The 23,139-nt window shown below is 61.1% G+C and carries 19 protein-coding genes; 3 read left to right on the forward strand and 16 right to left on the reverse strand.

The features are described 5' to 3' along the window. Positions 1 to 3 precede the first annotated feature (3 nt). The 8 genes from ACKFRX_RS09825 to ACKFRX_RS09860 form a co-directional block, all read right to left on the reverse strand. Positions 4 to 1,272 carry a glutamate-5-semialdehyde dehydrogenase gene (locus ACKFRX_RS09825; RefSeq protein ID WP_408927762.1) on the reverse strand — a complete coding sequence of 423 codons (1,269 nt, stop codon included), beginning with the start codon at positions 1,270 to 1,272 and terminating at the stop codon, positions 4 to 6. Between the two features lie 97 nt (positions 1,273 to 1,369). Next, positions 1,370 to 2,275: a D-isomer specific 2-hydroxyacid dehydrogenase family protein gene (locus ACKFRX_RS09830; protein WP_408927763.1), complete on the reverse strand. Its 906-nt coding sequence runs from the start codon at positions 2,273 to 2,275 to the stop codon at positions 1,370 to 1,372. Next, on the reverse strand, positions 2,275 to 3,204 hold the full coding sequence (locus ACKFRX_RS09835; RefSeq protein WP_408927764.1) for a D-isomer specific 2-hydroxyacid dehydrogenase family protein: 930 nt from the start codon (positions 3,202 to 3,204) through the stop codon (positions 2,275 to 2,277). Before ACKFRX_RS09835 ends, ACKFRX_RS09830 begins: the two co-directional genes overlap by 1 nt. Positions 3,205 to 3,237: 33 nt before the next feature. Beyond that, the gene (gene proB / locus ACKFRX_RS09840) at positions 3,238 to 4,470 is read right to left on the reverse strand and encodes a glutamate 5-kinase (protein ID WP_408927765.1); all 1,233 of its coding nucleotides are present in this window, start codon (positions 4,468 to 4,470) and stop codon (positions 3,238 to 3,240) included. A 59-nt stretch (positions 4,471 to 4,529) separates the two neighbouring features. Beyond that, positions 4,530 to 6,062, reverse strand: a complete 1,533-nt coding sequence (gene obgE / locus ACKFRX_RS09845; protein ID WP_408923347.1) for a GTPase ObgE — start codon at positions 6,060 to 6,062, stop codon at positions 4,530 to 4,532. 236 nt (positions 6,063 to 6,298) lie between these two features. Then, entirely contained in the window at positions 6,299 to 6,577 is a 279-nt protein-coding gene (gene rpmA / locus ACKFRX_RS09850) for a 50S ribosomal protein L27 (protein ID WP_005324079.1), read from the reverse strand. Between the two features lie 42 nt (positions 6,578 to 6,619). After that, positions 6,620 to 6,925 (reverse strand): 50S ribosomal protein L21, encoded by a 306-nt coding sequence (gene rplU / locus ACKFRX_RS09855; protein WP_005324077.1) that lies wholly within the window; start codon positions 6,923 to 6,925, stop codon positions 6,620 to 6,622. A 226-nt stretch (positions 6,926 to 7,151) separates the two neighbouring features. Then, positions 7,152 to 11,048, reverse strand: coding sequence for a translation initiation factor IF-2 N-terminal domain-containing protein (locus ACKFRX_RS09860; protein WP_408927766.1), 3,897 nt, complete (start codon positions 11,046 to 11,048; stop codon positions 7,152 to 7,154). A gap of 203 nt (positions 11,049 to 11,251) precedes the next feature. Here ACKFRX_RS09860 and ACKFRX_RS09865 point away from each other — a divergent pair, with 203 nt between their 5' ends. Continuing rightward, positions 11,252 to 12,019, forward strand: coding sequence for a hypothetical protein (locus ACKFRX_RS09865; protein ID WP_179386876.1), 768 nt, complete (start codon positions 11,252 to 11,254; stop codon positions 12,017 to 12,019). Here the strand turns inward: ACKFRX_RS09865 and arsB are convergent. After that, on the reverse strand, positions 12,016 to 13,080 hold the full coding sequence (gene arsB, locus ACKFRX_RS09870) for an ACR3 family arsenite efflux transporter (RefSeq protein ID WP_250409308.1): 1,065 nt from the start codon (positions 13,078 to 13,080) through the stop codon (positions 12,016 to 12,018). The genes ACKFRX_RS09865 and arsB overlap by 4 nt on opposite strands. A 108-nt stretch (positions 13,081 to 13,188) precedes the next feature. On the opposite strand from arsB, the gene ACKFRX_RS09875 reads away from it, so the two are divergent. After that, on the forward strand, positions 13,189 to 13,539 hold the full coding sequence (locus ACKFRX_RS09875) for a metalloregulator ArsR/SmtB family transcription factor (RefSeq protein ID WP_200435307.1): 351 nt from the start codon (positions 13,189 to 13,191) through the stop codon (positions 13,537 to 13,539). Positions 13,540 to 13,808: 269 nt separating this feature from the next. Here the strand turns inward: ACKFRX_RS09875 and ndk are convergent, their stop codons facing one another. The 6 genes from ndk to ACKFRX_RS09905 all read right to left on the reverse strand — a co-directional run bounded on the left by ndk (position 13,809) and on the right by ACKFRX_RS09905 (position 20,451). After that, a complete protein-coding gene (ndk, locus tag ACKFRX_RS09880) occupies positions 13,809 to 14,219 on the reverse strand; it encodes a nucleoside-diphosphate kinase (protein ID WP_005324068.1) in 411 nt (136 codons plus the stop codon). 72 nt (positions 14,220 to 14,291) lie between these two features. Further along, complete coding sequence (locus ACKFRX_RS09885) at positions 14,292 to 14,609, reverse strand: hypothetical protein (RefSeq protein ID WP_250412467.1); 318 nt, start codon at positions 14,607 to 14,609, stop codon at positions 14,292 to 14,294. A gap of 46 nt (positions 14,610 to 14,655) precedes the next feature. After that, positions 14,656 to 15,168 (reverse strand): DUF4233 domain-containing protein, encoded by a 513-nt coding sequence (locus tag ACKFRX_RS09890; protein WP_408923343.1) that lies wholly within the window; start codon positions 15,166 to 15,168, stop codon positions 14,656 to 14,658. Further along, positions 15,165 to 16,700, reverse strand: coding sequence for a bifunctional tetrahydrofolate synthase/dihydrofolate synthase (gene folC, locus ACKFRX_RS09895; RefSeq protein ID WP_408927767.1), 1,536 nt, complete (start codon positions 16,698 to 16,700; stop codon positions 15,165 to 15,167). The genes ACKFRX_RS09890 and folC overlap by 4 nt, the downstream gene beginning before the upstream one ends. After that, the gene (locus tag ACKFRX_RS09900) at positions 16,700 to 19,420 is read right to left on the reverse strand and encodes a valine--tRNA ligase (protein WP_408927768.1); all 2,721 of its coding nucleotides are present in this window, start codon (positions 19,418 to 19,420) and stop codon (positions 16,700 to 16,702) included. The genes folC and ACKFRX_RS09900 overlap by 1 nt, the downstream gene beginning before the upstream one ends. 80 nt (positions 19,421 to 19,500) lie before the next feature. After that, the gene (locus tag ACKFRX_RS09905) at positions 19,501 to 20,451 is read right to left on the reverse strand and encodes a malate dehydrogenase (protein WP_005324063.1); all 951 of its coding nucleotides are present in this window, start codon (positions 20,449 to 20,451) and stop codon (positions 19,501 to 19,503) included. 373 nt (positions 20,452 to 20,824) lie between these two features. Between ACKFRX_RS09905 and ACKFRX_RS09910 the strand changes: the two genes are divergently transcribed. Next, positions 20,825 to 21,592 carry a TetR/AcrR family transcriptional regulator gene (locus tag ACKFRX_RS09910; protein WP_179386883.1) on the forward strand — a complete coding sequence of 256 codons (768 nt, stop codon included), beginning with the start codon at positions 20,825 to 20,827 and terminating at the stop codon, positions 21,590 to 21,592. Between the two features lie 66 nt (positions 21,593 to 21,658). Here ACKFRX_RS09910 and clpX read toward each other — a convergent pair whose 3' ends face one another. After that, the gene (clpX, locus tag ACKFRX_RS09915) at positions 21,659 to 22,954 is read right to left on the reverse strand and encodes an ATP-dependent Clp protease ATP-binding subunit ClpX (protein WP_005324061.1); all 1,296 of its coding nucleotides are present in this window, start codon (positions 22,952 to 22,954) and stop codon (positions 21,659 to 21,661) included. Between the last annotated feature and the right edge of the window lie 185 nt (positions 22,955 to 23,139).

Consider the following 23,139-nt stretch of genomic DNA (forward strand, 5'->3'; position numbering starts at 1 on the left):
CTACTAAGGGCGGGTCTGACCGGTGCCCTGCAGAATCCACTTGGTAGAGGTCAGCTCCGGCAGCGCCATCGGGCCGCGGGCATGCAGCTTCTGGGTGGAAATGCCGATTTCCGCACCCATGCCGTAGACCTCACCATCGGTGAAGGCGGTAGAGGCATTGAGCATGACCGCAGCGGCATCCACTTCGTTGCCGAACTTCACTAGGACGTCGGCGTCTTGCGCGGCGATGGCCTCGGTGTGGCCGGTGGTGAATTCGGCGATGTGCGCAATGGCACCGTCGACGCCGTCGACCACCTTGGCGCAGATATCCATGGACAGCGACTCTTCGCGCCAGTCCTCATCGGTGGCCTGCACGGCATCCTTAACGCCGAAAGCCTCGAGCTCGGCGACGTCGCCGTGGATGGTCACGCCCGCCTCCTGCAGCGCGGTGACGATGCGCAGCTTGGCAGAGTCGTCCAAGGCGGCGTCGATAAGCACGCACTCCGTGGAGTTGCACACGGAGGTGCGGCGGGTCTTGCCGTTGATGACCATGTCGATAGCCTTGTCCAGGTCCGCAGAGGCATCCACATAGAAGTGGCAGTTGCCGGTGCCGGTCTCGATGGCCGGGACGGTGGCGCCGGTGACCACGGCTTCAATAAGCTTGGCGCCACCACGCGGAATGACCAGGTCCACCAGGCCACGAGCGGTGATGAGGTCTTGGACGGAATCGTGGGTCTCGCACGGCAGGAGCTGCACGGCCTCGCGCGGTAGATCGAACTCGGCGAGGGTATCCTGCAGGATTTCTACCAGCTTAGCATTGGAGTTGCGGGCAGACTTGGAACCGCGCAGCAGCGGCACGTTGCCGGACTTGATGGCCAAACCAAAGGCGTCCACGGTGACGTTCGGGCGGGCCTCATAGACCATGCCCATCACACCGAGCGGGACGCGCACCTGCTTCATCTGGATGCCGTTGTCCATGGTGCGGCCCTGCAGGATCTCCCCTACCGGGTCCTGGAGGCCGGCAACCTGGCGCAGGCCGCCAGCAATACCCTCCACGCGGGCGGCGTCGAGGGATAGGCGGTCAATGAGGGACTCGGACATGCCGCGCTCGCGGCCAGCTTCGATATCTTGCTTATTAGCGGCGAGGATATCCTCGGTGTGAGCGATAAGGTTTTCGGCTGCGCGCTGCAAGATCTCGTTCTTGCGCGGCGTGGACAGCTGCGCTACGACGGGCGCTACGTCCTTAGCAGCACGGGCTTTGGACAGAACTTCTTCGCGTTCAGTGTTGCTCATGTCATACCAGCCTAACGAAAGGCCGGGCGCATTTCAGCGACCTCAGCCGCGGTGGGGTTGAGCTGGCCATCGTCAGCGCGGCTACCGGGGCTATCCATCAGTAGCCGGCTTCAATATCTACTTCCGTGGAGATTGCTTCACCGGCGGCAAAGCGCTCCATGACCTTTGCAGCATGCGCACCGATACGCCTGCGCACCGAATACGGCGGATTGGCCAGATGTGGGGTGATGACTACGTTGGGCATGTCCCACAGCGGGTGCCCATCGGGCAGCGGCTCAGGGTCGGTGACATCCAAGCCGGCGCCGGCGATGTGGCCGTCACGCAGGGCTTCGACAAGCGCATCGGTGTCCACCAGTGGCCCACGGCCGACGTTAATAACCACGGCGTGGTTCGGCATAGCGCGGAAAGCGGCGGCGTTAAAAAGCTGGTGGGTCTGGTCTGTGAGCGGCGCCAGCGCCACGAAGTAATCGGCGGCCGGCCACACGCGCTCGATGTCGGCCGTGGCGAAGGTTTCATCGGCGCCTTCCACCGGATTGCCGGAGCGATTGACCGCAATGATGCGCGGGCCAAAGCCCTCTAGCATGCGGATAAGCCGCTTGCCGATGCCCCCAGCACCCACCACCGCAACCGTCTTGTCCTCAAAAAGGAAGCTGGTGTGCGCCTCCACCTCATCGCGGTTATTCCAGCTCGTGCCCACGCGCTTATGCGCATGCAACTGCGCGAGTAGAAGCGCAATGGTGGATTCGGCCACGGTGGCATCATAAAGCCCGGCCGCATTGGACCAGCGAGCGGTGGTATCGCGCATGACCTCGAGCAGATGGTCCACCCCGGCAAAAGGAACCTGCACCAAGCCCACGTTCGGCGGCAGGGGCTGTGGGAAATCATCTGGACCGCCGTTGAAGATGAGCACCTCGGCCTCCTCCAGCGGGGCACGCTCGTGGCCGGCAGCATCGAGGGCCTGCAGGGTTTCTTCCCACGGGGTGGGCACCATCGCGTACTTCATTAGTAGCCAGCCTCCGCATCGACGCGGGTCGGCATGGCCTCTCCCCTCTCCCACGCGGCGGCATTGGCGTTGAAGATAGCGCCCAGGTGGTACTGCGCCACGTGCGCGGAGGCGGCCATGTGCGGCGTCATGGTGCAATTAGGCAGATCATAAAGCGGGTGGCCATCGGGCAGCGGCTCGGGATCCATAACCTCCAAGCCGGCACCGGCGATTTCATCTTCGCGCAAGGCTGCCACGAGATCCTCGGTTACCACGGTGCTGCCACGGCCGACGTTGATAAAGATGGCGGAGGGTTTCATGGCGCGGAAGGTGGCGGCATCGATAAGCCCCTCGGTGTCCTTGGTGGCCGGCAGAATGCAGAAAATGAAATCCGCCTCACCCCATACGCTTTCAGCTTGATCCATGGGCACGACCTCATCGGCGCCTTCCACCGCGCGGCCGGAGCGATTGACCGCAGTAATGTGCACGCCAAAGGGTTGCAGGAGCTTAATGAGCTGCTTGCCGATGCCCCCAGCGCCAAAGATCGCTACCCTCTTCGGCCCTTGCTGGTCATAGAGCCAGGCCTGGGACTCGTCCAGCTCCTTGGCCACCGACCAGGTAGCGGCTTGGGCGAAGGCCTTGTGGTGGTGCGCCTGGGAAAGGGCCAAACCGAGTGCGGACTCGGCCACTGGCTGGGCAAAGGCGCCGGCGGAGTTGCACCATGGCACGCCGTCTGGGGTAATGACGCCTGCATCGATGAGCTGATTGACGCCGGTATAACAATGCTGCACCCAGCCGATATTCGCCGGCATCTCCGGGATGCGGCGCGGATTGGGCGCATTATTGATATAGACCTCGGCGTCTTCAATGCTGCTTACGCGTTGGTGCCCGGCAGCCTCGATGTCTTCTACCATCGGCTGCCAGGTTTCCGGTCCCATGAAATACTTCATGCCCCAACCATACGGGGAATCTCGGCTCCGGGTTTAGATGCGGGAGGCGAAGTTGGAGAGGTAGTCCGCGTGGACGACGGAACGGCGCTGATCCTCGGGCAGGTCTTCCATCTTCTTGCCCTTAATGGCGTGCAGCTCGTCGGAGTCAAAGCGGACTTCACCGCGGCCGATGACCTCGCCATTCGGGCCCAGGATGTCGATGATTTCTCCCTTATTGAACTCGCCTTGCACATCGGTAATGCCGACGGCGAGCAGCGAGGTGCCGCCCTTGGTGACGGCCTCCTTGGCGCCCTCGTCGAGGCGGACGGCTCCGCCGGTATCGGCGCAGTAGAGTGCCCAGAACTTCCAGGCGGATAGCTGGCGTTCCTCGCGGGTGTGGAAGACGGTGCCCACGGAGGCGTCGGCAAGCGCGGGGCCAATATTATCCGTGGAGGTCAGCAGCACTGGAATGCCGCCGCGGGTAGCCAGGCGGGCCGCGGAAACCTTGGTGGCCATGCCGCCGGTGCCGACCTTGCCGCCATCACCAGCCACAACGCCCTTCAAGTCCTTGCCGGTGCGCACCTCATCGATGAACTTGGCATCCGGCTCGGCGGGGTTCTTATCGTACAAACCAGGCACGTCAGAGAAGAGGAAGAGCGCGTCCGCGCCCACCAGGTTGGCCACCAGTGCGGAGAGACGATCGTTATCGCCGAAGTGCATTTCCGAGGTAGCCACGGCGTCATTCTCGTTAACGATAGGAATGGTACGCAGCTGACGCAGGCGATCAATGGTGCGCTGCGCATTGCGGGCACGGTCGCGGTGGCCGGTATCGGAGGCAGTGAGAAGAACCTGGCCGATGGTGCGCTTATAGCGTGCAAAGGACTGGCCCCACACAGAGGCCAAGTGCACCTGGCCGACGGACGCGGAGGCCTGCTTGGTAGCCAAATCGGTGGGGCGCTGGTGCAGGCCGAGCGGGCCCATACCGGCGGCAACCGCACCGGAAGAGACGATGATGACATCGGAGCGGCCCATGCGCGCATGGACGGCATCAACGATGTGATCGATCTTTTCTTGAGAAACGCGGAAATTTTCATCCGTGAGAGAAGAGGAACCAATCTTGACCACCACGCGCTTTGCCTGCGCGATGTCGTGGCGGAGATCCGATTCAAAACCGGACGCCACCGGATTTTCATCGAGCGGCTCCGGGAAAGGGGTATCAGCGGTAGGTCCGTCAAAAGGCTCTACCGGAAGCGGAAGGATGGGTTCTTTCTGTTCATCAGAAGACATGCCAACCGAGTTTACAAAGCCCACCCTCCAGCACACCCCAAGAATAGGGGGTCCGGGGACTAGCCCTGCCACCTATCGCGGTTAGCGCCCTCGCGGGTGACCTCTTCATCGGTGCCGTAATCATACTCATCGATAAGACCACGACGCGCCTGGGAAGCGCGCTTACGCTCCGCGGCGGAGACACGGCCCGTGCCCTTCAGGCGGGCGTCCTCGCCACGGCTTGCCATCGTTGGATCGCCGCCGGTCATCGGCTCCCACTCGAAGGTGATGCCACCGATGGTTACCGGGCAGCCCTCTACTGCACCCTGCTCGCGCAGTTCGTCTTCCACGCCCGCCTTGGCCAGGCGGTCTGCCAAGAAGCCCACTGCCTCATCATTTTCAAAGTCAGTCTGGGTAATCCAGCGATCAATCTTCTTGCCCTCAACAATGAAGCCACCCTCGACCTCAGGATCAGGCTTCACGGTGAAATCAGCAAACGCGCCGGTATGTTTCTTATGGCCCTGCGCCTTGGGATGGATAACGGTGTGGTTCTTATCCTTCTTTGGCAACGGCTGGGCCTTGCGGTGCTCGGTCACCATATCCATGAGCCGGAACTTCAGCGGGTCCAGACCCTTGCGAGCGACTGCCGAAATAATAAAGACAGGCCAGCCAAACTTCTCTTCCAGATCATCCTTGACAAATTCCGCCAGCTCTTCGGCCTCAGGCACATCTGCCTTATTCAAAATGATGACGCGGGGGCGCTCACGCAGATCCCCCAAACCAGTATCTTCCTGCAAAGCCTCCTGGTACTTTGCCAACTCATTTTCCATCGCCTCAATATCAGAGACCGGATCACGGCCGGGCTCAATGGTGGCGGTATCCACCACATGGGCAAGCACCGCTGTGCGTTCAATATGGCGCAAAAAGTCTAGACCGAGCCCCTTGCCATCGGCCGCGCCTGGGATAAGCCCCGGCACGTCTGCGATAGTAAAGGAGCTATCTCCCATATCCACCACGCCAAGGTTCGGCTGCAGCGTAGTAAAGGGATAATCACCGATCTTGGGTTTCGCGGCCGACAGCACCGAAATCAAGGATGACTTACCTGCCGATGGAAAGCCCACCAGCCCTACATCCGCCATAGATTTCAGCTCAAGGATCAGATCATGTGCTTGACCCGGCTCACCCTGTAGAGCGAAACCCGGTGCCTTGCGGTTCTTTGAGGCCAAGGCGGCATTGCCCAGACCGCCAAACCCGCCTTCTGCAGCCACAAACCGCGTTCCCGGAACAGTAAGGTCCGCCAAGGTTTCGCCCTTTTCGGTGCGAACCACCGTTCCAGCCGGGACCTCCAAAATCAGGTCTTCACCGCGACCACCATTGCGCATATCGCCGGCGCCATTGCCGCCGCGTTGCGCCTTAATATGCGGGCGGTAGTGGAAATCCATAAGCGTATGGATTTGTTCAGAAACCTCGAGGATGATGTCGCCACCGTGGCCACCATTGCCGCCATCTGGGCCGCCCAAAGGCTTAAACTTCTCGCGGTGGACAGACACACAGCCGTGTCCACCGTCGCCTGCTTGCAGGTGCAGGACAACGCGGTCAATAAAACGTGCCATGGTCAAACCCTCCGTTAGTTAAATCTTTGTCCCCGCCAGTGTAATGCGTGTCTTGGGCTGGACTCCAACCGCAGCTGACAGAGACGGCCTACCTCGTGGGCCATCCCATCGGTTGTGTCCGCCAGCGTGGTGTATCTATTACCCGAGTGGAGCCTCGTTTCGGTATCCACAAAACCAGAAAATCCTCGAGCCACCCTCACTGGGGCAGACTCGAGGATTAACCTCAGCGGCCTTAGTTAGGCAGTTGCCTCTGCAGCAACCTCTTCAGCCGGAACGATGTTGACCATACGGCGGCCACGCTTGATACCGAACTCAACGGAGCCAGCTGCAAGCGCGAACAGGGTATCGTCGCCGCCGCGACCTACGTTCTCACCTGGGTGGAACTTGGTACCGCGCTGACGCACGATGATCTCGCCGGCATTAACCTGCTGACCACCGAAGCGCTTGACACCGAGACGCTTGGACTCGGAATCGCGACCGTTGCTGGAGCTGGAAGCACCCTTCTTGTGTGCCATGTGGTTTTCCCTCCTTTAGGGATAATTACAGCCGGTTAAGGCTTACTTGATACCGGTGATCTTCAAGGTGGTCACAGGCTGACGGTGGCCCTGACGCTTCTTGTAACCAGTCTTGTTCTTGTACTTCAGGATATCGACCTTCGGGCCCTTACCCTGCTCAACGATTTCTGCGGAGACAGAAACCTTCTCCAAGTCGGAAGCCTTGGACTTAACATCGGCGCCATCGACGAGCAGAACCGGGGTGAGAGCTACGGCAGAGCCTGGCTCACCCTCGATCTTCTCGACCTTGACGAGGTCACCTTCAGCAACCTTGTACTGCTTGCCGCCGGTCTTGACGATCGCGTACATAGAGGGTTACCCCTTATCTAAACTCGCTCGGAAGCAACCGGGGAGGCCGCGTTCCGAATGGACACTTACACATTGCGTTTAGTTCCCGCGCGAACATGCCCGCACAGCTCACAAAGTGAGTGTCGGACTGATCCAGCGCCGTGAGTACTAAACAGCGACTGTCAAAGACTACCCCGTAGCGGGCACAAAATACAAACCACGCTTTTTGTGCCCGCGTGGCGTAGCCCTAAGACTTGCTTCGCCGTGCTACGCGGCGTCGGCCACGCCCAGACTTAGCGCGCGCATTTTCCTGGGGTGCACCGCTTCCTGCAGCCTGGTTCTGAGCGGCGTTATCCTGCACCTTTGGGGCCTTGGCGCTTGCCGACGTCCCCTTCTTGCGCACCGCCCTCTTCTTTCCGCGGCGCAGCACCTTGGTATCGCCCGTGGCCGCACGCTGGCCAGCACCGGAACGATCCGACGAGCCATCCTGCTGCGTCGAACGGCCCGGGGCGGTCTTCGCTACCTTCGGATTCTCTGCTACCGCCTTTTTAGGAGCGGCCTGGCGCACGGCACGGCGACGCCCACGGCCCTTGCCACCGGCGCGCCCCGCGCGTGCGGCGCCAGCGGCCTTTTCATGGCGCTGCTCGGCGGACCCGCCCGCCTGCTTGTGCTCGTGCTCCTGCGCCTTTTCCTTGACCTCATGCGGGACGCGCGAGGTGCTCCGGCGCTTGGCCGGCTGGGTGCGCACTGAGCGACGGCGGCCACGCCCGCGAGCCTTGCGCTCTTCGCGCGAGGCCTTCTGTCCGTGCTGGGCTTCAGCCCCGCTAGCGTTACCGTCGCCGTCGGCAGCGTCCTGCTCACCGGCGACCGCGAAATCCTGCGGCTGTGGGCGCCTATCGGAGCGCGAATTGCCGCGCGTGCGGCGCTTGCGGCGCGGGGAAGCCTCAAACTCAGCTACTGCCTCGTCATAGGTCTTATCAGTTGCCTTATCCGGAGCAGTTTCCTTTTCCGGTGCCTTCTGCTCGCCGCCTACAGCCTCGCGGGTTGCCTTCGACCGGCGCGTCGCCCGGCGCGGCTTCTTGCCACGCTTGGAGCCGGCCCCTGCACCAGGGTGTGCCTTAGCAACGGCACCCGAGTCCGCGTCCGTATCCGCATCGGGGACGTAGGAATTAAATTCCTGCACCTCGTCGCTCTCTGCCGCATTATCCGCCGCGGCATACGCGATGGCCTCGATATCGGATACCTCAGTCTGAGTGCGCTTGCGCGCGCGGCGGCGACCGCGTCCACGTCCGCGCTCCTTGCTGCGGTCGTGGTCTCCGCTGTGCTCTTCCGATTCGGCCTGCGACTCAGCCGGACCGCGCTCGTCTACAACGACGTTAGCTACGAGATCTTCCAGCGACGTCTTTGCAGATTCCCGTGCGGCGTCCTCGCTCTCGGTGCCGTAGACCGGCGCCTGGGTCTTCTTGAAGCGCTTGGGCTTGGAGGAGCTTTCGGGGGCGTCGTCAAGCTCGTGCTTATGCATCGCCACCGCAGCCGGGTGCTGCTGCGGATCGTGGTGCTGCTTCTTGTGCGCCTTGGACTTGCGGCCAGAATGCTTGGAACGCTGATCGTCCTCGGCCTCGTCCACCGGATACTGGTGAATGATAATGCCGCGACCGTTGCAGCACTCGCACTCGGTGGAGAAGGTCTCTACTAGGCCGGTGCCCAAGCGCTTACGGGTCATCTGCACCAAACCGAGCGAGGTGACCTCGGAGACTTGGTGGCGGGTGCGGTCGCGGCCCAAGGCTTCCTTCAGGCGGCGCAGCACCAGATCCTGGTTTTCCGGCAGGACCATATCGATAAAGTCCACGACGATCATGCCGCCGAGATCGCGCAGGCGCATCTGGCGCACGATTTCTTCGGCCGCCTCGAGGTTATTGCGGGTAACTGTTTCCTCTAGGTTGCCGCCGGAACCAGTGAATTTGCCGGTATTGACGTCGATGACGGTCATGGCCTCGGTGCGGTCGACGACCAACGTGCCGCCGGAGGGCAGCCATACCTTGCGCGAGAGCGCCTTATGCAGCTGCTCATCAATGCGGTAAGCCTCGAAGGCATCCTGCCCGCCGTGATCCTTGGCACGGTAGCGCACCACGCGGTCCGCAAGGTCTGGCGCCATGGAATCCACATAAGCACGGACGGTGTTGAAGGAACGCTTGCCATCGACGATGAGCTCGGTGAAGTCCTCATTGAAGAGATCGCGCACCACCTTGATGAGCATATTTGGCTCTTCATACATCGTCACCGGCTTGGCGCCCTTGGAGGATTTTTCCTTCTTAGCGTGTGCCACGATGTCCTCCCACCGGCTGTGCAGGCGGTTGACGTCGGTAGCGATTGCCTCTTCTGGGACGTTTTCGGCGGCGGTGCGAATGATCGCGCCGCCATCGCCTGGAACCACGCGGCCGAGGATATCCTTCAAGCGCTTGCGCTCTGGAGCGGGCAGCTTGCGGGAAATACCGGCACTGCGCCCGCCTGGTACGTAGACCAGGTAGCGGCCAGCGAGGGAAATCTGGGTGGTAAGCCGCGCACCCTTGTGACCGATGGGATCCTTAGCCACCTGCACCAGCACCTGGTCACCAGACTTCAGGGCGTTTTCTACCTTGCGGGCGCGCCCGTGCAGCTTGGTCTTGCGCCAGTCGATTTCACCGGCGTAGAGCACGCCGTTTCGGCCCTGTCCGATGTCCACGAAGGCCGCCTCCATGGACGGCAGCACGTTCTGGACGCGGCCCAAGTAGATATTGCCAATGAGCGAGGCCTGGGACTCGGTGGTCACGAAGTGCTCGACCAGCAGGTCGTCTTCCAGCACGCCCACCTGGGTGATGATGCCGGCGCCGTCCTCGCGCTCCTTATCGCGCACCACCATGGTGCGCTCCACGGCTTCGCGGCGGGCAAGGAACTCCGCTTGGGAGACAATGTGCTGGCGGGTGCGGCCCTTTTCGCGCAGCTCAGCGCGGCGGCGCTTCTGCGCTTCGATGCGCGTGGAGCCACGGATGGCCTTCGGCTCTTCAATGTGCTCGGGCTCGCCTGCTTGCTCTTCGCGCTTTGCACCGGCGCCGCGTCCGCGGGATGCGCCGCGGCGCCCACGGCGGCGGCCCTCAGACTTTCCGGAACCGCGGTCGGAGACGGAGCCGGCGTGCTTGCGGCTACCTTCGGCGGTGCCCGCAGCGCCCTCATTGTCATCGCTTGCGGAGTCGTCGGCGGAGAAGTCCTCCTCCGCTGCTTCTACTGCCGGTGCGAATGCCACTGCTTCGTCCTGCTGCGGGGCCATGAAGATAGGCGCAAAGTCATAGTGGCCGGAGTCTTCCTCGGATTCGGCGCGCGGGACGATGTGCGGGGCGTAGTAGTCATCCTCGAAGTCCTCGCCGGCCTCGGCAAGCACCTCGTGCAGCTTCGCCGCATCAACCGTTCCGGTATCGAGCGCGCTAGCCGGTGCTTCGTCCGCCTCACCTGTGGCTTCTGCCGCTTCGGGGTCTGCCGCTTCAGCGCGCTCGGTATCCTCGGCGGCTGCGCCAGTTTCGGCTGCGGCCTGGGCGAGCGATGCCTCTACCTTGTCTTCGATCTGGGAAATCTCATTGTCCACGTTCTTGCGCACGCGGTGGCGCAGGTGTTCTTCGTCTTCCGCGGACTGCTCGCCTTCCCCTGATTCGACGGCATCTGCCGGCTCTTCGGGTGCCACGGCGGCGGACTTACGGGTGGCCTTGCGGGCGCGCTTGGCACGCTTCTTAGCCGGCTTCTTTTCCTTATCCTCGTCCGCGTTCTCTTCCGATTGTGCGGCGGCCTCGCCCTTCGCCTCTTCAGCCGGTGCTTGGGTGGAAGCTTCGGAGGAGGTTTCTGGGGCGTCGCCCGAGGGGGCGTCGGCAACCGCGGCAGCGTTCGCTACAGCGTCCAGCACCTGGCCTGCTTCCTCGCGGGAAAGGGAGCTCTGCGCGCTCTTTTTCAGGCCCATGTCTTTGAGCTGTGCCACCAGCTCGCGCGAGGAAAGCCCCAGCTGCTTGGCTAGGGAATACACGCGGGTCTTGTCCTTGAGCTGGCTGCGGTCCAGGTTCTGGGCCAAAGACGCCGCCGCCTTGAGGCTTTCAGTTGTTTCTTGAGAGTTCTGTGCCACCATGTTCGGGCTTACTCCTGTACATCGTCTGTATTTGGCGCCGCCTCGGGCGCAGGCACGGACGAAGACCGTACCGCCGCCGCACGAGGCATAGTGCGCGCTATAAAAGTTTGTGGGATATGAAGTTATGCCGCGTCTCGTACGCGCTATCCCCCATTGTGTCACAGAACCGCGGGCAAGCTGGCAGGCGGTGTTATGTTGGCGGGGTGGCAGAACTAGCACGAATCCCCGCGCGCGAACTCGCGCAGTACCGACAGCGCAATGAAGTCCCGGTGCGCTCCGCACTTTACTTTGGCGTACCGGCCGGCTTTGCCATTGGCTTCGCCAACACAGGCGTGGACTATATGTTGATGGGAGCCGGTGTTTTTGCCGTCTTTGCGGTGCTGGGGTTGGTGCACCTCATCCGCAATTACCCGCGCGGCATCAACGCTGCGCAAGAGGAATTCCGTGATGGTGACTATCCCACGATTGCCTATATCGCACCGTTTATCCCGATCGCTGCGCCATTGGTCATGGCGCCACTGAGCGCAGCCGGCCTGCTCCCAGAGGTAGAGCTGGCCCCGCCCGTTGCCGGGATGCTGTCCGGCGCGTGGTGGGCCTTTGGCTTGCCGTTGGGCATCTGGAGCATGTTTTCCCAGTCCTTCCGGATCGGCCGGCGCCGCATTAACAAGATCCTGGAAAAAGACCCGCTCGACGGGGTTACGGAGGCTCGCTTGGAGCTTGCCGACGCCCACTCGGACATCCTCACCGCCCTCGTCGCCGCCGGCGCGGTGCAGGGAAACACGATTAATTCCACTGCCCTCTCGAAGTTCATGAAGGTAGACCTCGACCCTCTATCCGAACAGCTCGATGCTTTAGCAAAGGCGGACCTGGTGAAGCTGAGCCGCATGGGACTGCGCACCGCGCCCGCAAAGTGGACCATCACCATCACGCCGACTGGGGTTCGCTGTCTGTATCAAGTGGGCCGGCGCTAACTTGGCAAGCTTTTGTCTCCTGGGAAGAGCTTCGGGCCTATCCAGAGCATTATATAAACGAGGCCCACGAGCACTGGGATTTCAATCAGTGGCCCGATGGTGCCGGCGAGGGCCTGTGCTGACGCGGCGCCAAAGGTGCCGATGGAAACTGCAATGGCTAGCTCGAAGTTATTTCCGGCTGCTGTAAAAGCCACGGAAGCAGACTGTGCGTAGTTCATTCCCCCGGCTTTTGCTACGCCCAAGGCAAGGAAAAACATTCCAACGAAGTAAATAACCAGTGGAATCGCCACTCTCACCACGGCTGTCGGCTGGGCTACCAGCTGCTCGCCTTGCAGTGAAAACAGCAGCACGATGGTGTAGAGCAAACCAATCATCGCCAAAGGCGAGACTGCCGGGAGAAAACGGTCTTCGAACCATTCGCGTCCTTTGACCTTTTCTCCCCACACCCGTGAGAGCACGCCAAGCAGCAGGGGGATTCCTAGGAACACAAGCACCGCTGTGACGATGGACCAGAAAGAAAATTCAACAGAGGTGGTGTCTAGGCCTAACCATCCAGGTAGAACTTGCAAGTAGAACCAACCCATGACGCCAAACATGGCTACTTGGAAAATCGAATTGATAGCCACAAGTACCGCTGTGGCCTCTCGATCCGCGCAGGAAAGGTCGGACCATACCAAGACCATGGCGATGCAGCGCGCCAATCCGACGATGATTAAGCCGGTTCGCAACTCCGGCTGGTCTGCCAAAAATATCCACGCCAAGGTAAACATCAACGCGGGCCCCACCACCCAGTTCAGCACGATAGATATCACCATCAGGCGGCCATCGGCAGCAATGTCTCGAGTCTTTTCATAGCGGACTTTAGCCAGGGGCGGATACATCATAACTAGCAGGCCCAGCGCGATTGGAAGAGAAATACCGCCAACCTCTAGAGCAGACAGTGCTTCTCCAATGCCTGGCAGGAAGTGGCCTATCAATAGCCCCACAGCCATGGCCATGATGATCCAAATGGGAAGGAATCTATCGAGAAATGACAACTTTGGGCGTTGCGTAACGGCCATGGCTCTCCTTGTGCGACGAGGAATTCAACTTTCGGTCAGTACTTTAATCGTTCATATTGATACTCGTCAATATAACGGAGTAGGAGGCAGACTCCTTATACTGTGTGCATGGACTCCTCCCCTAGCAATGCCGATAACACCCCGGATGCACAGTGCTGTTCCTTGAGCAGTGGCCCGCTCAGCCAGGGCGACTCCCTCCGCTTTTCCCAGCAATTTAAAGTACTTGCTGACCCAGCCCGCCTGCGCCTGCTATCCATATTGTGCGACGAGGGCTGCGGCCCGATGAGTGTTACGGAGTTGACCGCGCTTTCCGGTCTGAGCCAACCGACGGTATCTCATCACCTCGGCAAGTTGAGGGAATCCGGTCTTTTAATCAAGCAACAATCGGGCCGTACCGTTACCCATCGAGTACAAAAGGAAGCCTTCCGCACACTGCGCCAGTTACTCTCCTTCGATTAGGAGAACTCCAGTCCTAGTCTAAGATGTGAATGACCTCGCGTGCATTATCCTCAGCAATGATCTGCCGCGTTAAGCACCTTCAGCCCCGAAACAAAACCCCTGCTCCAGTTCTGCTTCTCTACGTATTTGCGGCTTTGCCGTTTCAATACTTATTCAAGGTAGGTCCGGATACTCGGTATGCGGCTCTCCGCCTGGGCTTATGGATCAAGCAATAAATAAAGCCCGAGCCTACAGGCTCGGGCTGAATGATGCGCTAAGTGCGCAAAAGTTTAGAGGTTCGGGAACCAGATAGCGATTTCGCGCTCTGCGGACTCTGGGGAGTCAGAGCCGTGGACGATGTTCTCGCCAACGGTCAGAGCGAAGTCGCCGCGGATGGTGCCCGGGGTGGCCTTGGAGACTGGGTCGGTGCCGCCAGCCAGCTGACGCCATGCCTCGATGGCGCGCTCGCCCTCAACAACACCAGCGATAAGCGGTGCGGAGGTGATGAACTCGACGAGGTCACCGAAGAATGGCTTGTCCTTGTGCTCCTCGTAGTGCTTCTCCGCGGTCTCGCGGTCAGCAACGCGCAGGTCGAGCTCAGCCAGCTTCAGGCCCTTGCGCTCGATGCGGGAGATGATTTCGCCTACGTGGCCGTTCTTTACGCCGTCCGGCTTGATGAGAATCAGTGTACGTTCAGTCATGCCCCACACTGTACCGAAACCGCACGCATGCGTCGCGCGCTGGGGTATCCCGTTGGGGTAAAAATCTGGCGTCTAATGCTCTGCGAGCTGCTTGACTATCTCTTCAGCGCGCCCCTGCGAAGTCCCCCTGAACCACAGGCGTACCTGGCCTACTGCGGCGCCAAACTGCCCATTGCCCAACAGTCGTTGCAGCTCCGCGCGCTGCTCCTTATCCAAATCCTCAAAGGTGGCTTCTTTGGCCGGCTCAAAGTTGCTCCGCAGCGCCAAAACCAGAAAAACGCCACCAATGATGAGGGCGACTAGCGGTAGCCATGGCGTTCCCGTAGCGGCGCGGGCTACCACCGCGGCGATGCAGGCGAGTGCGGCAAGGACGAGATAGAGATTGCGCATGGGCGCTAGTCTATCGCGTCTGCCCCACCCGCCGGAGGTATCGAGCCTATTTCTCGTTGAGGTGCTGCGTGGTGAGGTATCCGCGCTTCATGCGGGCGATAAGGTTGCTGCGCAGGTAGACGGCCAGCAGCCACTCCATGCCAAAGATGATGAAGATGGCGGCCACGGCCCAGTGGACCATAAAGCCCACAATGACGCACAACAGCTGTGCCCACACAATGACGGACAGCGCCCACTTCTTATTCATGAACGCGATCATCACGAGGTGGAATACCACTGCGGCGATGACAAAGCCGTAGTTAAAGGGGGTCCACAAGGTGCCGTCATAAAGCTTGTACAGCATCGGCAGTGCGAAGGATAGGGCGAGCGCCTCCATGGTCAGGGAGCTGGCAATGACCATCCCGTTGAAGCTTTTGAGCGGGTCCTTGACTGGGGCTTGGCCCATGCCGAGGGGTCCGATCTCGCTTTCGGGGACCTGTTCCTCGCGGCCACGGGCGCAGGTGCGTCGGGGCGGGCGAGGTTGGCGCTCTCCGCCTGGGTGGTGATTGTCGCGGCTCATGCAGGTTCCTTTCCAAACATCGCGCGGGCATCACCAGCGGTGACGACCGAGCCGGTGATGATGATGCCGGAGCCGGACTGGACCTCGGCATCCTCCGCAAGCTCCACGGCCTGGGCATAGGCGCCCGGCAGGTTATCGGCTACGTGCACGCGCTCCTCGCCAAAGATATCGCGGGCGGTCTCTGCCAAGTCGTAGGCATCGAGGGCGCGCGGCGAGGAGTTTTGTGTGACGACTACCTCAGTGAGGTAAGGCTCTAGCGCGGTAAGGATGCCGGTAACGTCCTTGTCCGCGAAGATGGACAGCACACCGATGAGGCGGGCGAAGTCGAAATCGCGGTCCAGTGCAGCACCGAGGGCCTTGGCGCCATGTGGGTTATGGGCGGCATCAATAAACGTCGTCGCCGAGGTGCGCACGCGCTCCAGGCGGCCGGGCGAAATCGCTTGGGCAAAACCATTGCGCACGGTCGCAACATCCAGCGGGTGGCCGGCCGAGGCGCCGAAAAATGCCTCCACCGCAGCAAGGGCCACGGCGGCATTTTTGGCCTGGTGCTCGCCGTGCAGGGGTAGGAAAATATCCTCGTACAGGCCGCCAAGGCCCTGGATATTGACCTGCTGGCCGCCAACAGCGATGCGGGACTCGAGGGCGGCAAACTCGGAACCGGAGCGGGCCACGCCCGCCTCCACATCCACGGCCTGTTGCAGGATAACCCGCATTGCTTCCGGGTCCTGTTCGGCGATGACCACGATATTTTCATTCGGGGTCAGCGGGTCATCGGCATCCTCACGCGGTTTGATAATGCCCGCCTTTTCACCGGCAATCTCTGCGAGGGTATCGCCCAGGTAATCCGTGTGGTCCAAGCCCACCGGAGTAATGACGGAAACGTCCGCATTGACCACGTTGGTGGCATCCCATCGGCCGCCAAGGCCGACTTCAACGACGGCGACGTCCACGGGGGCGTCGGCAAACGCGGCATAGGACAAGCCGACGAGGACCTCGAACTTGGACATGGGAACGTCCGACTGGGCATCGACCATCTCCACAAAGGGCTTGATCTCGTGCCAGATGCGCACATAATCGCGCGGGTGGATGGGCTGGCCATCGATGCCGATGCGCTCGGTAACGCGCTGCAGGTGCGGGCTGGTGACCAGGCCGACGCGGCGGTGGAAGGCCCGCAGGAGCGAATCCACCATGCGCGCGGTGGAGGACTTGCCGTTGGTGCCGGCAATGTGGATGACATCGAAGGAACGCTCAGGGTGGCCGAGCAGATCCATGAGCATCTCGATGCGGTCGAGGGAAGGCTCAATCTTGGTCTCGGGCCAGCGCTCATTGAGCTCTTCTTCTACCTCCACAAGGGCGCGCAGCTCTTCGGCCGAGACCTCTTGTGGTGCGGCCTCGTTGTACTCGTCCTCGCTGCCCATGCCCAAGTTGAGCGTCAGGCCGGACTCGGTGATTTCCACCGGGCCACCGTCGGTGCCTTCTTTGAGGGCATCGACGATTTCGAAGTCCTCTGTCTCCTTGTCCTTGTCCGCCACTACTTCAGGCCCTCCAAACGGCTGGTGATGCGCTCGACCTCTTCGCGGGCGATCTGCTGACGCTCCTTGATCTTATTGACCACTTCTTCCGGCGCCTTGGACAAGAAGTTCTCGTTGCCCAGCTTCTTGCCGGTCTGCTCCAGTTCCTTATTGGCCTTGGCCAGGTCCTTCTCCAGGCGCTTGCGCTCGGCTTCTACGTCCACGGCGCCGTGGGTGTCCAGGGTGACCTCCACGGTGGCCTGGGAAAGGCGCACCTCGATGGAGGCGGAAGGATCGAAATCCTCGCCCGGGGCGGTGGTATTGGCCAGATTGCGCACCAGTTCCTCTTGGCCGGCGAGATCCGCTGCGGCGAAATCGAGGCGGCCCGGCACCTTCTGAGAAGGCTTTACGCCCTGGTCGGAGCGGAAGCGGCGCAGCTCGGTAATGAGCTTATCGGCGTCCTCGATGCGGCGGGCAGCCACCTCATCCTTGGTGGCACCCCCATTGGTATCAGCAACGGTTGGCCATGGTGCCACGACGATGGACTCGCCGCCGGTCAGCGCCTTCCACAGCACCTCGGTGACAAACGGCATGGTCGGGTGCAGCAGGCGCAGGACGACGTCGAGCACGCGGCCCAACACGATCTGGGTATTGCGGCCCTGCTCGCTTACGCCATCGCGCGGGATCTGGGTCTTGGCAATCTCCAAGTACCAGTCACACAGCTCGTCCCAGGTGAAGTGGTAGAGCAGCTCGTTGGCCTTAGCAAACTGGTAGTCATCCAGGTAGTCATCCACCTTGGCACGGACCTCTTCGGCGCGGTCAAGGATCCACCGGTCGGCGTCGCTAAGCTCCGCGCGGTTCGGCAGCGTGGCCACTCCAGCGCCGTTCATGAGCGCGAACTTGGTGGCGTTAAAGAGCTTGGTGGCAAAGTTGCGGGCCGCCGCGGCGGCATCGGAGCCCAGCGGCAGGTCCACGCCAGGGTTGGCGCCGCGGGCAAGGGTAAAGCGCAGGGCATCCGCACCGTAATCGCGCACCCAATCCATCGGGTCAATGCCGTTGCCCAAGGACTTGGACATCTTACGGCCCTGCTCATCGCGGACTAGGCCGTGCAGGTACAGGTCCTTGAACGGAACCTGCGGGCGGCCATCGGTGCCCTCGCCCAAAAGCTCCGGGGTGTGGGTGCCGGCAAAGGTACCAAACATCATCATGCGGGCCACCCAGAAGAACAAGATGTCATAGGCGGTGACCAGCACGTTGGTGGGATAGAACTTCTCCAGATCCGGGGTCTTTTCTGGCCAGCCCAGGGTGGAAAATGGCCACAGCGCGGAGGAGAACCAGGTATCCAGCACGTCCGGATCCTGCTCGTATCCTGCCGGCGGCTCCTCATCAGGGCCGACACAGACGATGTCTCGCTGGCCGTCCTCGCCTTCGGGCCCGTACCAGATAGGAATGCGGTGGCCCCACCACAGCTGGCGGGAGATGCACCAATCGTGCATGTCATCGACCCACTCGAAGTAGCGCGGCTCGAGCGACTGCGGGTGCAGGGTGGTATCGCCCTCGCGCACGGCATCACCAGAGGCCTTGGCCATCTTGGCCACGTCCACGAACCACTGCAGGGACAGGCGCGGCTCGATGGGCTCGCCGGAGCGCTCCGAGTGGCCCACGGAGTGGACGTACGGGCGGATTTCCTTGACAATGCGGCCCTGCTCGCGCAGCGCCTCGCGGATCTCCACGCGGGCTTCCTCGCGGGTCAGGCCGTCGAAGCGGGTGCCGGTATTGGCAATGTGGCCGGTGGTATCGATGACCGTGGGCATCTCCAGGTTGTGGCGGGTGCCCATTGCGTAGTCATTCGGGTCGTGGGCCGGGGTGATCTTCACCGCGCCGGTACCGAATTCCATGTCCACGTAATCATCGGCGATGATCTTGAGCGTCAGGTCATCGCGGAACGGGTGCGGCAGCTCCTTGCCCACCAAGTCGGCGTAGCGCTCGTCGTCGGGGTGTACGGCGATAGCGACGTCGCCCAGCATGGTTTCCACACGGGTGGTGGCCACGATGAGGTGCGGTTCATCGTCATTGAGCGAGCCATAGCGGATGGAGACCAGCTCGCCCTCGACGTCCTTGTACACCACCTCGATATCGGAGACGGCGGTCTCTAGCACCGGCGACCAGTTCACCAGGCGGTTGGCCTGGTAGATCATGCCTTCATCGTAGAGGTTCTTAAAGATGGTCTGGACGGCGCGGGAGAGGCCATCATCCAAGGTGAAACGCTCGCGGGACCAGTCTACGGAGTCGCCGATGGCCCGCATCTGGTTCTGGATGGTGCCGCCGTACTGCTCTTTCCATTCCCAAACCTTGCCAATGAATTCTTCGCGCTCATAGTCCCAGCGCTTCTTGCCCTCGGTCTCCTTGAGCTTGGCCTCGACCTTGGTCTGGGTGGCAATGCCGGCGTGGTCGGCACCGGGCAGCCACAGGGTGGCATAGCCCTGCATGCGCTTGCGGCGGATAATGGAATCAATCAGCGTGTGGTCTAGGGCGTGGCCCATGTGCAGCTGGCCGGTCACATTCGGCGGCGGCAGCACGATGGAATAAGGCTCAGCCTCCGAATTCGCATCCGGCGTGAAGTAGCCCTTTTCTACCCAGCCCTCATAGAGGTCCTTCTCTACGGCCTGCGGCTCCCACGACTTGGGCAGCGCATCGGCGCGGTTGGTACCAACTAATTGCTCATTATTTTGCTCAGTCACCTGGCCGATTCTACCTTGCACGTCAACCGGCTCAGCCAGGCAGGGTGCGCACCGAGTATGAGGTGCGCACCGACCGGGTTTTAGAGCAGGTCCGCCACGGCCTTGCGCTCCTCGCGCAGCTCGGCCACAGAGGCCTCGATGCGCTCCTTTTGGAAATCAGTGAGCTCGAGCCCCTGCACGATCTCCCACTGGCCGTTGCGGCTGACCGTGGGGAATCCGCAGATAAGGCCCTCGTCGACGCCGTAGGATCCGTCCGATGGCACCGCCGCGGTGCGCCAGTCCTCGGTGCCATGGATCCAGTCATGCATGTGGTCCACGGCTGCCGACGCCGCCGATGCGGCCGAGGAGCTGCCGCGAACCTCAATAATCTCTGCACCGCGCTTGGCCACCTTGGGGATCATCTCCTCGCGGTACCAGTCCTGGTCCACCTCGGCGTTGGAGTAGGTGATATCCGGGAACTGGCTAGCGGAGTGGTTGCCCCAAACCGCCACCTTGGTGAAATCGGTGGTGGACTTGCCGGTCTTCAGCGCAAGCTGGCTCAGGGTGCGGTTGTGGTCCAAGCGCATCAAAGCGTTGAACTGGGAGTTATCCAAATCCGGCGCATTATTCGCCGCGATAAGGGCATTGGTATTAGCCGGGTTTCCCACCACGAGCACACGGACATCGCGCGCGGCGTAGTCATTGATGGCCTTGCCCTGCTTGGTGAAGATGGCGCCATTAGCCTCCAGCAAGTCGGCGCGCTCCATTCCCTTGCTGCGCGGGCGAGCACCTACAAGAAAGGCGGCGGAGGTATTCTCAAAGGCTTCCTTGAGATCATCAGTAACCGTAATGGAGTTAACCAACGGCAGGGCGGAGTCATTGAGCTCCATGGCAACACCTTGGGCCTTTTCCACCGCAGCGGGAATTTCCAGCAATGCTAGGTCTACCGGGGTGTCCTTGCCGTACACATCTCCAGCAGCGATGCGCCACAGCAGCGAATACGCGATGTTGCCGGCGGCGCCAGTGACAGTGATTTTGACGGGCTGGGTCATGGTGTAAAGCCTCCTCAATAATGGCTGCGACATGGGCGGCACACGCAAGCCAGAGTGCTCGCACCGCCACGGAATGTAATCCATCACCGAGCTTAGCCCCACCCCCAGCCTCCGCGCTGTGAATCTGGCCCCCTCTTTTGGAGGGAAAATCTAGGGCACTTGCGTTAAATTACCCCCATTCACCTCCAAATTAGCGCCCCCAATGGGCCAGAAACTCCCGCACGGGGTGATTAATCGGGCATGATAGGAAAAGGAAATGCGGGACACTCCCCCGCGCTGCACACCCAGAATGCATAGGGATTGCCTACTCCCGCACTACTAGACATCAGTTCACCGCGCCACCGCCGCGCCGCAAGGATTAAGGACTTACGCAATGAGCACTGAGAATACTGACCCACTGCAGGCTGCAGACCAGGCGGATTCTCCTCACGCTGCCCACGCGGAATCCGTCAGCATTGACTCCGTGGTGGACGTTGCGATCAAGCAGTTTTCTCGCTTTGGCTTTACAGAAACCAAGCTAGAGACCATCGCCCAAGAATCCGGCATGTCCAAGCGCATGATTCACTACCACTTTGGCGATAAGAAGGGCTTGTACCTGCGTGCGCTGAGCACCGCCGCGCAGCGCCTCAATCCGCCTGAGGATGCCCTGGAAATCGATACCGCAGTTCCGGTCGAAGGCGTGCGCAAGTTGGTGGATTGGCTCTTCCGCGAGCGCGTAGCCAACCCGGAGGCCATCCGCATGCTGGTATGGGAAAGTAATCAGCAGATTGTGGACCCGGCACAGCAGGCTATTGCCGACGTCGCCGGGGTGGCCCTCCACCTTGACCGCTTGCTGCTTTTGGGCCAAGACGCCGGCGCCTTCCGCCCCGGCATTTCCGCCAATGACATCTTCACCCTGATTTCCTCGTTGACGGTCTACCGCGTGACCAACCAGGTGATGGTGGAAAACATGCTGGGCGTAAACTTCAATACCCAAGAAAATATCGACGGCATGCATAGGCTCACCGTCGATGCTGTGCTGGCGTTTTTGACCGCCAATATTCCGGACTCGGGCCACGAGTCCTACCTCACCTCGTCCTCGTTCGATACCGAAGAAGGCGACGAGGCCTCCCCGCAGGATATCTACAGCGAGGAGTACTAGCGCGGGCCTTCCGGCCCACGCCCCACCCTGCCACAGCCCGCCAGTAGGCGCTGTGGCAGCTAAGGCCTAGGCAGATTCCTTGGCCTCGTCCTTGTAGCTAAACTGCGGCTCCGCGCCCTCGGTCACGCACTCCCGCGTGATGTGTACCGTGGCAATATCCTCGCGGTCTGGCAGGTCGTACATGACTGGGACCAAAAGCTCTTCCATGATGGCGCGCAGGCCACGCGCACCCGTCTTGCGTTCCAAGGCGAGCTCCGCGATGGCATCCAATGCCGCTGGCTCGATGTCCAATTCGCAGTCATCCATCTCAAAGAGGCGGCTGTACTGCTTAACCAGGGAGTTCTTGGGCTCGGTGAGCACCTTGACCAAAGATTCACGGTCCAGGTTATCCACCGTGGCCACGACAGGCAGGCGTCCGATGAACTCTGGAATAAGACCGAACTTCACTAGGTCCTCGGGGCGCACCTGGGAGAAGAGGTCAACCTTTTCGCGCTCGTCCTTGGTATCCAAGTTGGCGCCGAAACCCACGCCCTTCTTGCCCACGCGATCCGCAATGACCTGATCCAGGCCCGCGAATGCGCCGGCCACAATGAACAAGATATTGGAGGTATCCAGCTGGATAAACTCCTGGTTCGGGTGCTTGCGCCCGCCTTGCGGCGGGATGGCCGCCACGGTGCCTTCCAGGATTTTCAGCAGGGCCTGCTGCACGCCCTCGCCGGACACGTCGCGGGTAATGGATGGGTTCTCGGACTTGCGGGAAATCTTGTCCACCTCGTCGACGTAGATGATGCCGCGCTGTGCGCGCTCCACGTCAAAGTCCGCGGCCTGCAGCAGCTTCAACAGGATATTTTCCACGTCTTCGCCCACATAGCCGGCCTCGGTGAGGCTGGTGGCATCGGCGATGGCAAAGGGGACATCGAGAAGCCGGGCCAAGGTCTGCGCCAGGTAGGTCTTACCGGAACCGGTGGGGCCCAACATCAAGATATTGGACTTAGAGATTTCTACTTCATCGCCCTCGGCCTTCTTGCGGCGGGCCTCCAACGCGGCCGATTCTTCGGCCTTGATGCGCTTGTAATGGTTATAGACCGCCACAGACAGCACACGCTTGGCCTTGTCCTGGCCGATCACGTACTTATCGAGGAAGGCGGAAATCTGCGAGGGCCGAGGCAGGCGCACCTCCGCATCGGAGGATTCTTGCGCCTGCTCTTGGCCCAGTTCCTCTTCGATGATCTCATTGCATAGCTCGATGCACTCATCACAGATGTAGACACCGCCGCCGGCGATGAGCTTTTTCACCTGCTTCTGACTCTTGCCACAAAAGGAACACTTGAGCAGGTCAGCGCTTTCTTGCATACGTGCCATTAAGTTCTTTCACACTCGCTTTTCGTACCGCTATCCACAGTTGGAAGGATGATTCTACCCTTCCGAGCGGCTTAATCTTCATCTGTTTCTACCTTAGTAAATCAACCCGACAGGCCCTTCATTCATTCCCTCCCGCGTGGCGAATTTCCCAGGCCTTTCCTGCTCTTGCGGCCTAAACTAGAAGG

This window comes from Corynebacterium tuberculostearicum (assembly GCF_046097465.1).
In the GTDB taxonomy this organism is placed as follows: domain Bacteria; phylum Actinomycetota; class Actinomycetes; order Mycobacteriales; family Mycobacteriaceae; genus Corynebacterium; species Corynebacterium tuberculostearicum_I.

Excerpts from the sequence above, each read along its gene's own strand:
- ACKFRX_RS09835 (WP_408927764.1), bottom strand. The coding sequence starts at position 3,204 with ATGAAGTATTTCATGGGACCGGAAACCTGGCAGCCGATGGTAGAAGAC.
- ACKFRX_RS09885 (WP_250412467.1), bottom strand. The coding sequence starts at position 14,609 with ATGCGCAATCTCTATCTCGTCCTTGCCGCACTCGCCTGCATCGCCGCG.
- ACKFRX_RS09860 (WP_408927766.1), bottom strand. The coding sequence starts at position 11,048 with ATGGTGGCACAGAACTCTCAAGAAACAACTGAAAGCCTCAAGGCGGCG.
- ACKFRX_RS09890 (WP_408923343.1), bottom strand. The coding sequence starts at position 15,168 with ATGAGCCGCGACAATCACCACCCAGGCGGAGAGCGCCAACCTCGCCCG.
- obgE (WP_408923347.1), bottom strand. The coding sequence starts at position 6,062 with ATGGCACGTTTTATTGACCGCGTTGTCCTGCACCTGCAAGCAGGCGAC.
- ACKFRX_RS09910 (WP_179386883.1), top strand. The coding sequence starts at position 20,825 with ATGAGCACTGAGAATACTGACCCACTGCAGGCTGCAGACCAGGCGGAT.
- ACKFRX_RS09830 (WP_408927763.1), bottom strand. The coding sequence starts at position 2,275 with ATGAAGTACGCGATGGTGCCCACCCCGTGGGAAGAAACCCTGCAGGCC.
- rpmA (WP_005324079.1), bottom strand. The coding sequence starts at position 6,577 with ATGGCACACAAGAAGGGTGCTTCCAGCTCCAGCAACGGTCGCGATTCC.
- arsB (WP_250409308.1), bottom strand. The coding sequence starts at position 13,080 with ATGGCCGTTACGCAACGCCCAAAGTTGTCATTTCTCGATAGATTCCTT.
- ndk (WP_005324068.1), bottom strand. The coding sequence starts at position 14,219 with ATGACTGAACGTACACTGATTCTCATCAAGCCGGACGGCGTAAAGAAC.
- rplU (WP_005324077.1), bottom strand. The coding sequence starts at position 6,925 with ATGTACGCGATCGTCAAGACCGGCGGCAAGCAGTACAAGGTTGCTGAA.
- proB (WP_408927765.1), bottom strand. The coding sequence starts at position 4,470 with ATGTCTTCTGATGAACAGAAAGAACCCATCCTTCCGCTTCCGGTAGAG.
- ACKFRX_RS09905 (WP_005324063.1), bottom strand. The coding sequence starts at position 20,451 with ATGACCCAGCCCGTCAAAATCACTGTCACTGGCGCCGCCGGCAACATC.
- clpX (WP_005324061.1), bottom strand. The coding sequence starts at position 22,954 with ATGGCACGTATGCAAGAAAGCGCTGACCTGCTCAAGTGTTCCTTTTGT.
- ACKFRX_RS09875 (WP_200435307.1), top strand. The coding sequence starts at position 13,189 with ATGGACTCCTCCCCTAGCAATGCCGATAACACCCCGGATGCACAGTGC.
- ACKFRX_RS09825 (WP_408927762.1), bottom strand. The coding sequence starts at position 1,272 with ATGAGCAACACTGAACGCGAAGAAGTTCTGTCCAAAGCCCGTGCTGCT.